Source organism: Anaerococcus sp., assembly GCF_022770135.1.
Taxonomy (GTDB): domain Bacteria; phylum Bacillota; class Clostridia; order Tissierellales; family Peptoniphilaceae; genus Anaerococcus.
This window is the reverse complement of the sequence record NZ_JALEIL010000141.1, coordinates 1-10,492: the sequence shown is the minus strand read 5'-3', so window position 1 is coordinate 10,492 and position 10,492 is coordinate 1. Positions and strand designations below refer to the sequence as shown.

Annotated in this window: 12 protein-coding genes and 2 pseudogenes; all 14 read left to right on the top strand. The window is 35.6% G+C overall.

From position 1 onward, the window contains the following. A pseudogene (locus MRZ08_RS07325) lies at positions 1 to 493 on the top strand (tRNA uridine-5-carboxymethylaminomethyl(34) synthesis enzyme MnmG); the annotation flags it as partial. Next, a complete protein-coding gene (rsmG, locus tag MRZ08_RS07320; RefSeq protein ID WP_297381173.1) occupies positions 486 to 1,118 on the top strand; it encodes a 16S rRNA (guanine(527)-N(7))-methyltransferase RsmG in 633 nt (210 codons plus the stop codon). The pseudogene MRZ08_RS07325 and the gene rsmG, both read left to right, overlap by 8 nt. 26 nt (positions 1,119 to 1,144) lie before the next feature. Next, positions 1,145 to 1,894 (top strand): type II CAAX endopeptidase family protein, encoded by a 750-nt coding sequence (locus MRZ08_RS07315; RefSeq protein WP_297381170.1) that lies wholly within the window; start codon positions 1,145 to 1,147, stop codon positions 1,892 to 1,894. 276 nt (positions 1,895 to 2,170) lie between these two features. Then, a complete protein-coding gene (locus MRZ08_RS07310; RefSeq protein ID WP_297381168.1) occupies positions 2,171 to 3,382 on the top strand; it encodes a CinA family nicotinamide mononucleotide deamidase-related protein in 1,212 nt (403 codons plus the stop codon). Next, a complete protein-coding gene (locus MRZ08_RS07305; RefSeq protein ID WP_297381166.1) occupies positions 3,363 to 4,193 on the top strand; it encodes a ParA family protein in 831 nt (276 codons plus the stop codon). The genes MRZ08_RS07310 and MRZ08_RS07305 overlap by 20 nt, the downstream gene beginning before the upstream one ends. Before the next feature lies 1 nt (position 4,194). Next, on the top strand, positions 4,195 to 5,031 hold the full coding sequence (locus tag MRZ08_RS07300) for a ParB/RepB/Spo0J family partition protein (RefSeq protein WP_297381163.1): 837 nt from the start codon (positions 4,195 to 4,197) through the stop codon (positions 5,029 to 5,031). Continuing rightward, a complete protein-coding gene (locus tag MRZ08_RS07295; protein WP_297381160.1) occupies positions 5,018 to 5,530 on the top strand; it encodes a cyclodeaminase/cyclohydrolase family protein in 513 nt (170 codons plus the stop codon). The genes MRZ08_RS07300 and MRZ08_RS07295 overlap by 14 nt, the downstream gene beginning before the upstream one ends. Continuing rightward, positions 5,530 to 5,997, top strand: coding sequence for a DUF4446 family protein (locus tag MRZ08_RS07290; protein ID WP_297381157.1), 468 nt, complete (start codon positions 5,530 to 5,532; stop codon positions 5,995 to 5,997). Before MRZ08_RS07295 ends, MRZ08_RS07290 begins: the two co-directional genes overlap by 1 nt. A 73-nt stretch (positions 5,998 to 6,070) precedes the next feature. Then, positions 6,071 to 7,054 (top strand): phosphate acetyltransferase, encoded by a 984-nt coding sequence (gene pta / locus MRZ08_RS07285; protein WP_297381154.1) that lies wholly within the window; start codon positions 6,071 to 6,073, stop codon positions 7,052 to 7,054. Between the two features lie 28 nt (positions 7,055 to 7,082). Further along, positions 7,083 to 8,507 carry a DUF1538 domain-containing protein gene (locus tag MRZ08_RS07280; protein WP_297381151.1) on the top strand — a complete coding sequence of 475 codons (1,425 nt, stop codon included), beginning with the start codon at positions 7,083 to 7,085 and terminating at the stop codon, positions 8,505 to 8,507. Then, complete coding sequence (locus MRZ08_RS07275; RefSeq protein ID WP_297381148.1) at positions 8,507 to 9,106, top strand: transcriptional regulator; 600 nt, start codon at positions 8,507 to 8,509, stop codon at positions 9,104 to 9,106. Before MRZ08_RS07280 ends, MRZ08_RS07275 begins: the two co-directional genes overlap by 1 nt. Position 9,107: 1 nt before the next feature. After that, complete coding sequence (locus tag MRZ08_RS07270; protein WP_297381144.1) at positions 9,108 to 9,410, top strand: thioredoxin domain-containing protein; 303 nt, start codon at positions 9,108 to 9,110, stop codon at positions 9,408 to 9,410. After that, positions 9,410 to 10,273 carry an NAD(P)/FAD-dependent oxidoreductase gene (locus MRZ08_RS07265; RefSeq protein WP_297381142.1) on the top strand — a complete coding sequence of 288 codons (864 nt, stop codon included), beginning with the start codon at positions 9,410 to 9,412 and terminating at the stop codon, positions 10,271 to 10,273. The genes MRZ08_RS07270 and MRZ08_RS07265 overlap by 1 nt, the downstream gene beginning before the upstream one ends. A 22-nt stretch (positions 10,274 to 10,295) precedes the next feature. Further along, a pseudogene (locus MRZ08_RS07260) lies at positions 10,296 to 10,492 on the top strand (hypothetical protein); the annotation flags it as partial.

The following is a 10,492-nucleotide window of genomic DNA, read 5'->3' as shown; positions in this document are numbered from 1 at the left end:
ATACCAAAAAATGGTAGACAAAAGATATGCCATAGATAAGGAGATAGAAAGGCTCAAAACTGTTATGCTAACTCCAAAAGAGGAAACTAACAAAAAGTTGGAAGAGTTAGGAACTACTCCTTTAAATAATGGAATGAGCCTCCACGACTTATTAAAAAGACCTGAGTTGGATTATGAAATGTTAGAGGTCTTCGATCCAGAAAGGCCAAAGCTACCAAAGTTTCAACAAATACAAGCTCAAACTGAAATAAAATACGAAGGCTATATCAAAAAACAGATGGCTGATATAGATAAGTTCAAGAAGCTAGAGGGTAAGAAGCTAAGTAAGAATATTGATTATTTCAAAATTCCTGGTCTAAAAAAAGAATCAGCTGAGAAACTAAATGATATTCAACCAGAATCTATTGGTCAAGCTTCTCGTATTTCTGGAGTATCTCCGGCAGATATCAATGTCCTATTAATTAGACTTAAGACAGGAGAGCTAGATGGATAAGGCTTATAAAATATATATGGATTATTTGCTAGAGGTAAACAGCCACACCAATCTTACGGCAATAACAGATCCTAGCGAAATTGAGACTAAACACTTTAAGGATTCATTAACAGTACTCAATTACATCAAAGAAGGAGATAAGGTACTTGATATAGGTGCAGGCGCTGGATTTCCTGGCATTCCTCTAAGGATTGAAAAAGATATCGACCTTACTCTAATTGATTCGGTAAATAAAAAAGTCAAGTTCATGAACGAAGTGATAGATAAATTAGGCCTTACAAATGCTAGGGCAATACACACTAGGGCAGAAGACTTCGCCAAAGGAGAGAGGGAAACATATGATGTTGTGGTATCAAGAGCTGTAGCAAATATGGCGACCCTTTCAGAATATTGTCTTCCTATGCTCAAAGTAGGAGGGATTTTCATAGCGCTTAAGGGACCTAAGGCGGATGAAGAGTTAGAAGATGCTCAAAATGCCTTAGATATCCTAGGTGGGAAAGTGAAAAAGCTTGATAGATTTGATTTAGATGGAAATGAAAGGGTAAATATAGTAGTAGAAAAGATAAGAAAAACAAAGAAGAAATATCCAAGAGGAAAAAATCTACCAAAGAAATCCCCTCTATGATGTTTCATGTAAAACAAGGAGATTTTATGATAGCAGTAATTTTTCTGATAGTAAATATTCTTTACGACTTGGCAGTTGGATTTATTTCAGGACTTGTCTTAGGAGAGGTCCAAGCTCTTTACTATCTAATTATAACGCAAGCTACTAAGTTGATTTTTGTGGCGATTTTTGTAAAAGCTAGGTCTAATAAATACCGAAATAAGTATAATGAAGATTATGTAAAAACTGCAAGCCTAAAGAAGGATTCTTATAAACTAGTAATAATAGGGATGGGTCTTGCTGGCTTTGGGAATATATTGATTTCAATGATAATGAAGCTTTTTGAGAACAATGCTTACATTAACAGTGTAATAGAGACCTTAAACCAGGCTTTATCTTTTTCGAATAATTACGAGTACGCCTTGATGATTTTAAGTGTTGTAATCCTAGCACCTATTCTAGAAGAGTATCTATTTAGGGGAATACTTTTTGCAGAAGTTAAAAAAAGTCCTAAAGCAAAGATAATAATTACGGCACTTAGTTTTGCTATATATCACCTAAATTTAATCCAAGGGATTAACACCTTATTCATCGGTTTGGTTCTAGGATATATCTATTATTATAGAAGGAATATAAAGGATGTTATCTTGGTTCATATGGTGAATAATCTGGTGGCTGTATTTCCTGTCTATAATGATATTTTGGGTGTAATTTGTATTGTAGCTATAGTATTTGCCATTAAGTTTATGATAGATATTAGAAAAGAAGGATTATCTATTGATTTACAAAAAAGATAAGTAAATTTCTTTTATATTGAGGGACTGTTGCAGAATGAATAAATCGTACCGTTATCGGTAGAAGAAGCTCCACGGAAAGTCTCACCGAGCCGACAGGCTATAAGCCTCCATCAGTCGGCAGGCGGCCTCCATGAGCCGGCGGGCTTTCTTGGCCTACCGGCCTGGAGAGGTAAAATTTCCTAAGAGAATCCTCTCAACGATGGTACGATGATTATTCATAGTTTTGTAACAGCCCCTTTTTTTGTGGTAAAATATAAGGTAGAAAAAGGAGTAAATATGCAAGCTTTAATTTGTTCAGTAGGAACTGAAATTTTATTGGGTAATATAGTAGATACAAATTCACAATACATAGCAAGTCATCTCAAGGAGATGGGAATCAATGTCTATAAGATGATTACAGTTGGTGATAACTTCAATAGACTTGAAGACGTCTTAAAAGTATCTGATGGTGCTTACGATTATGTTTTTATAACAGGAGGACTTGGTCCAACTGATGACGATATAACTAAAGAAGTCGTAATGAAGGTGGCAAAGAAAGCTAAGCTAGTAGTAGATATTAAGTCTCTAAGAGCTTTGGAAGAATATTTTTCAAAGGATGAAAAAGCTATAACTATTAATAAAAAGCAAGCAATATTTCCTGAAGATGCTATAATATTAAAAAATCCAAAGGGAACAGCACCTGGTTGTATAATAGAATCAGATAGGACTAAGTTTGTACTCTTACCAGGTCCACCTCATGAAATGACTTACATGTTTGATCAAGAAGTCGTCAAACACCTTATGAAAGATTCTTTCATAAAATCCGTCACAGCAAAGACTGCCTTTCTTGGTGAATGGGATATGGCAAGTAGAGTTGATCTTTCAGGAAAAAATCCAACGATTAGTCCCTATGCAACAGATAATGGATGTATATTAAGGATAACTGCAAGTGGAAGAAATGAAGAGGAAGTTGATCTTCTTTTAGAAGAGGGCATAGATAAGGTCAAAGAATCTCTAGGCGATTATGTAATAACTTTTGAAGATAAGAGAAAAGAAGAAGTTTTAATAGACATACTTAGAGAAAGAAAAGAGTTTGTTTCAACTGCAGAATCCTTTACCGGTGGTTTAATAGCGAGCTCTATTATAGATATAGATGGAGCTAGTGATGTTATAAAGGAGAGTTACGTTACCTATGCCAATTCTTCTAAGCACGATTTGCTAAGTGTTTCATATGAAACAATAGAAAAATATGATGTAGTGAGTAGAGAAGTTCTTAAGGAAATGCTTGATGGACTTTATAGAAGGACTAAGGCAGACCTAGTTATAGCTACAACTGGCTATGCCCATCTGGGAAAAGTTTTCGTTGGAGTCTTGTACAAGGGAGAATACATTCTAAAAGAATATAATTTCAAAGGCGATAGAAACAGAGTTAGGTTGAGAGCAAAAAATAGGGCTATTGATCTAGCTATAACATTAATGAGAGGTAAGTATGATAGTATCAATATTTAATCAAAAAGGCGGGGTAGGAAAAACTACTAGTGTAGTAAATCTTTCAGTGGCCTTGGTAAAAGAAGGAAAGAAGGTCCTTGTAATTGACATGGATCCTCAGGCCAATACGACCACAGGTCTGGGAATTGGTAAAGAAGCAGACTCAATTTACGACTTGTTTTACGAGATTTTAGAAGATAAAGAAGAAAATAAAGAAAACGAAGAAGATGAAAAAGACAAGGAAGAAAATGTAAAAGAAATAGAAAAGAAAATAGATTTTTCTAAGTATATAAAAGAGACTGAATCAGGAGTACTTCTTATCAACTCCGAACCTTCACTTTCAGGTCTTGAAGTCGAGCTTGTAAATCTAGATCCAGTTTCAAGGACAGAGGTACTAAAGGAAATAGTAGGAAAACTTGAAGATGAATATGACTTTGTTTTAATCGACTGTCCACCAAGCTTGGGACTTTTATCAATCAATGCTCTAGTAGCTAGTGATTCTATAATAATTCCGATTCAGACAGAATACTATGCCTTAGAAGGTGTAAGTGAGTTAATGAATACATATAAGCTCGTTAAAGACTCCTTAAATAAGGACCTTGAGATAGAAGGAGTGCTTTTAACTATGTTTGATAAGAGGACAAATTTATCCTATGAGGTTGTAGAGGAAGTAAAATCATATTTTAAAAATAAGGTATTTAAGACGATGATTCCAAGAAATGTAAGGCTAGCAGAAGCACCATCATATGGGAAGTCTGTCTTAGAATATGAGGAAAGGTCAAAGGGAGCGACAGCTTATAAGATGCTCGCCCAAGAATTGATAGGTGAATAAGATGACAGGAAGAAAAACCTTAGGCAGAGGCCTATCGGCTCTCATACCTGAAGTGGAAATAGCTAGTATAGAAAAAATTGATATAGATTTAATAGATGCAAGGAGTGACCAGCCTAGGAAGAATTTTGAAAATATAGATGAACTTGCTGAATCCATAAAAGAATATGGCCTATTAAATCCAATTGTAGTAAGCAAAAATAATGGAAAATACGAAATTATAGCAGGTGAGAGAAGGTATAGGGCAAGTATTCAAGCTGGTCTTAAGAAAATTGACGCTATAGTTAGAGATTTTGATCAAAAAGATATTGATATCCTTTCTTTAGTAGAAAATATCCAAAGAGAGGACTTAAGTGCTCTTGAAGAGGCCGAGGCTTATAAGAAACTTATGGATGATTTTTCTATGACTCAGGAAGAAATAGCAAAGTCTATGGGTAAGTCTAGGTCTTATATAGCTAATACTATAAGACTTTTGAAATTAAACCAAGAAGAAACTGATGCTTTAGCTGCTAGGAAAATTTCTGCCTCTCAAGCTAGGACCCTTCTATCTATAGAGGATGAGGATGAGAGAAAGAAAACTCTTGAAAACTTTATAAATAAAAAAATCAATGTTAGAGATGCAGAAAAAATCGGAAAGAAGAAAAAAACTAAGGAAAAGGCCAAGGGCTTAAGCGACATAGATAAGATCCTCTTAGAAGATTATGAGGAGAAATTTATGGAAAAAGTGGGTTCTAAGGTAAAAATAGATAAAACAGGAAAGACCTACAAATTGATCATAGATTGCTTTACAGTTGATGATATAGAAAACATCTATTGGAGACTTGGCGATGAAGATAATTGACATGAGTGTAGAAAAGCTCCTTTCAGAGATTAAAAATATGAGACCGAATCCAGGAGGAGGAGCAGTTGTTATACTTGTGGCTAATATGGCAGTCAATCTTATTAATATGATGGGCGATGTTTCATGTGAAACATCTATCAATGAAAGGCTTACAGAACTTATCCAAGAAGATGTTGACGCAACCAAGAAATTAATAGCCGAGATAAAGAAGAAAAACTTTGAAGAAAAATACTTTATAGCAGCAGCAAAGCCTCAGATAGAGATGGTAGATATTTCTCTAAAAGCTCTAGATCAATTTTCTGAGATCCTAAAAAGAGGTAAGAATTTATCTGATGGCATTATTGCTAATAATCTCTTAAAAGAAGCCATAAGATCTGCCATGCCAACTATAGAAGTGAATCTTAAATATACCAAAGAGACTTATGACTATGAGTCTGTTTTAGAAAAATGTGAAAATTTGTATCAAAAAAATGTTGAAATTATCGAAGGAAGGAAATAATGACAGGAATATTTATAGGGATATTATTCGTCTTAGTTGTGGTTGAATTTGCCTTTATCATGTCTATGAATAATAGGATAAGAAGGCAAAAGCAAAGATATGACCATCTGCTAAGAGGAAACAATACAGACGTTAACTTAGAGGAACTTTTAGTATCAATTAACGAGAGAATAGAAAATTCAAATAAGGAAATTAGGACGATCGACCAAAGAGCAATCGAAGCTAAAGATACTACTATGGGTGCCGTAAGTAATATGGCTGTGGTAAACTTCGATGCTTTCGATGGACAGACTGGAAGTTTATCTTTTAGCCTATGCTTGCTTGATAATTTTCATAATGGTATAGTTTTGACTAGTCTTTATTCAACAGAAGGCTCTACAGTTTACCTTAAGGAAATTGTTAATGGAGTTTGTGATAAGGACCTAGCTACAAATGAACTAGAAGCATTAAATAAAGCAAAAAGTTAATTAAATAACTAAGCTTACGTTTAAAATTTAATGGGTATAGTTATATCATAGAAATAAAAAATAGGAGGACTAAATGCCAGAAGGTATACTAGAAAACGCAAGAAAAACCATTGAAGGCAAGAATTTAAAAATCGTTTTACCAGAAGGTAGCGATCCAAGAGTTCTAGCTGCTGCTTTAAGACATAAAGAGGAAGGACTTCTTACACCAATAGTTTTGGGAGATCAAGGTGAAATCCAAAAAACTGCTGATAAGGAAGGACTAAAACTTGGGGATTTACAAATTATAAACCCACAATACTTCGAAGATTTCGATAAATTAGTTGATGTTTTCGTAGAAGTAAGAAGAGGAAAGACTTCAAAAGAAGAAGCTGAGTTTTTACTAAAAACAAACGTAAACTATTTCGGAGTTTTATTAGTTAAAGCAGGCTATGCCGACGGAATGGTATCTGGTGCGGTTGGTACTACAGGAGATACTATTAGACCAGCTCTTCAAATAATCAGAACAAAACCAGGTGTAAACAGAGCATCAGGTGTTATGGTAATGATAGGACCAGATGGAAACCAATTAGTATTTGCAGATACAGCTGTAAATATCACTCTAGAATCTGATGAGCTTGCAGAAGTAGCAGTAGAAACTGCAAAAAGTGCTGAATCTTTTGGTATGGACCCATATGTAGCATTATTATCATTCTCAACTCATGGTTCAGCTCACCACGATTTAGCTACAAAGGTAGCTAAGGCTAAACAAAGAGCCCTAGAGCTTAACCCAGACCTAAAAGTTGAAGGTGAAATCCAATTCGATGCAGCAATCGATCCAAATACAGCAGCCAAAAAGGCTCCAGGATCTGAAGTAGCTGGTAAGTGTAATGTATTTATCTTCCCTGATCTACAAGCAGGTAATATTGGATATAAGATAGCCCAAAGACTTGGTGGATACAAGGCATTAGGTCCAATACTACAAGGTCTTAACGCACCAGTAAATGACCTTTCAAGAGGTTGTTCTGAACAAGACGTGTACGAAATAGCAATTATCACAGCATCTCAAGCTGTAAATTAATTAGCTATTAGGAAGAAGAGACAGTCGTTTGATTGCCTCTTTTTCTATAAACAAAAATGAGGTGACAAATATTTTTTTCGAAGAAATAAAAAACAATGCAAAAGCAGTTATCCCTATAGCCCTTCTAGTATTAATCCTTAACTTCTTTGTTGGAGTAGAAAGTAAATTATTAGTTAATTTTCTTTTAGGATGCGTTGGGGTTATCTTAGGACTAGCTGTATTTTTGACAGGTGTAGAGATGTCTATATCAAAGATAGGAACAATGATGGGAGAGTTTCTCGCAAGATTTAACTCTATTGTTGCGGTAATTATTTTTGGTGTATTTATAGGATTTATAATATCTGTTGCAGAACCGGATCTTTTAATACTTGCCAACGAAATAACTAGTGCAGTTGGACTTGCTCCTCAAGTTATAGTTATGATAATATCACTCGGAGTTGGTATTATGATTTCTATTGGACTTTTCAGGATATTTAAGGAGATAAGACTTTCGGCTTTAATGATAGGGATATACGCTATTATCTTTGTCCTTATGATATTCGCAGATAATTTCGGTCATGCTATTGCCTTTGACGCATCAGGTGCAACTACTGGAGCAATGACGACACCTTTTATCATAGCCTTGGGCCTAGGAGTTGCTTCACTAAAGGGTGACTTGTCAGAAGATGACTCTTTTGGACTTGTAGGGATTGCTTCGTCTGGACCGATTATAGCTGGAATATTGATGAGTCTATCAATTAATCCAGCAAATGTAGAAATCGCAGAAGCAGCACATAAATCTGCTCTAATTAGTGGAATAACTAATGCTTCTTTTGCTATAGTTCCAATTACTCTTGTATTTTATCTAATGAACTACTTGTATTTTAAGATTGATAAAGAAGAGCTTAAAGATATATCCATAGGATTATTTTATACCTACATAGGCTTGGTAGCATTTTTAACTTCCGTAGAGGGAGGGTTTATGGAGCTTGCAAGAGTTATGGGAGAAGCCCTATCAGATTCTAAACTCCTTCCATTAATAGCCTTTGTATTAGGACTTTTGGTAGTCCTTGCAGAGCCTGCGGTAGCGGTCTTATCCGAACAGGTAGAAGATGTTACGGGAGGTTCTATCCCTAGAAAGCTTATCCTAAGGGCCCTGTCTATAGGAGTAGCCTTTGCAGTCATGCTTGCTATTTTTAGGATCAAAATCGAAGGATTCGCCCTTTGGATGGTCATAGTCCCGGGCTTTATGATATCTTTGATTCTTTCAAGAAAAGTTCCACAAATTTTTGTAGGAATAGCTTTTGACTCAGGAGGAGTTGCGTCAGGACCAATGACTGCAACCTTTATCCTAGCCTTCTGCCAGGGAGTTGCTGGAAATATAGCTGATGGTTTCGGAGTAATAGCCTTTGTAGCTATGATGCCTGTAATAACTATAATGATACTAGGAGCTTTGTTTAAGGGAGAAAGATAATGCAATATATAAGAATAATTTTACCGAGGGGTAAGGGAAGTCATTTCATGAAGGTCCTAAAAGATGAAGGGGCCTTTGGGATTTCCTGCTTTTATGGAGAAGGAGCTGCCCCAAATGAAATTTTGAGTAAACTTCACATAGATAAGACAAAAAAGGAAATAGTAACAGCCTTATTCGATGAGAATAAAACTAATATTTTGTTTGAGAAAATTAAGGATAAATTAAAGGATGTAAACACAGGTATAGCCTTTGGCACATCGCTTGACAGAAAGGATTATATGATGGATTACGTATGCCTATATGTAATAGTAGATAGACACGAGGGCCAAAGAGCAGTTCATATCGCCCAAGATAACGGAGCACGTGGAGCAACTCTTGTCCATGGAAGAGGATCTGCTGAAAATGTTAAAAGCCCTATATTTTTGAATATGAATATTGAACCTGAAAAAGATATAGTAATAATGCTAATAAAAAAAGAATTAGAAGATACTATTAGGGGTAAAATATATAAGGAGATGGAACTTGATAAGGAAGGCAAGGGAATTATATATTCTCTACCTGTTAGTGAAGTTTCAGGATTAGTAGAACAAAGGAGATAGTATGAAAAGATTAAACTCTAATGAATTTAGAACTGAAGTAGAAAACGGCAAGGGCCTTATTTTAGTGGACTTTTCGGCTACATGGTGTGGACCATGCAAGATGCAAGGACCAGTTCTCGAGGGACTTGAGGGTGATTATACAATATATAACGTAGACGTCGATGAGTCAGAGGATATAGCAGGCCAATACAACGTGAATGCAGTTCCTTCTCTTATGATTTTTAAGGATGGAGTCCTAAAGGATACCCTGGTAGGTTTTCAATCTAGAGAAGTTATAGTAGAAAAAATGGAACAATATAAGTAATGAGATATGATCTAGCAATAATCGGCGCAGGTCCAGCAGGGCTTAGCGCCGCTTTAAATGCAAAAATCAGAAACAAGTCTGTAATAATCTTCGGCAAGGATTCTCCTAAGCTTACCAAGAGTGAATCTATAAAAAACTACCTAGGCTTTAGGGATATAAGTGGAAGTGAGCTGAACCAAAGATTTAAAGACTCTCTTGAGGATTATGAAATAACTTTTAGCGACGAAAGAGTCCAAACCGTCTATGCCATGGGAGACTACCATGCTCTAATGCTTAAATCGGGAGAAATGATCGAAGCGGTAGCAGTAATAGTAGCAACAGGAATAGAGCTAAAAAAAGACCTAGTAGGCGAAGAGGAATTTTTTGCTAAGGGAGTAAGTTATTGTGCAACTTGCGACGCAGCCCTATATAAGGGAAAGGAAGTTGTCCTTATAGGCTACAATGAAGAAAGTGTCGAAGAAGCAAACTTTACGGCAGAAATTGTAGGTAAACTTAGCTTTGTCAATATGTACAAGAAGGATATAGACCTAGATCCTGCTATAAATCTAATAGAAGGAGAAATTCCCCTAGGCTTTACTGGAAGTGATAGGGCCAATGTTTTGGAGTTTAAGTCTGGCAAAAAAATTGAGGCTGATGGATTTTTCATAATTAAAGATTCATCCAAGGCCCAAAGACTAGTTCCATCAGTAAAGATGATAGATAATCACATAGAAGTAGACTCAAATATGGCGACAAATATTGCGGGTCTTTTTGCGGCAGGAGATGTCACAGGATCTCCCTATCAAATAATGAGGGCAGTAGGTCAGGGGCAAATTGCAAGCTTAGAAGCAGTAAGGTATATTACAAAAATAAAGTCCAAATAGAAAAATAAAAGAAAGGAAGCCTATGGTTGAAATAAAGAAATTCGAAGAACTAGAAAGAGATGAAATATACCAAATAGCCCAACTAAGAAACGACATCTTTATTCATGAACAAGCCATGGATATGAGAAATCTCGATGCAATGGATTATATAGCAGATCACGCCTTTATCAAAGAAGGATATTCGGTAGTTTGCTACATGAGAATACATAAGATCGATGA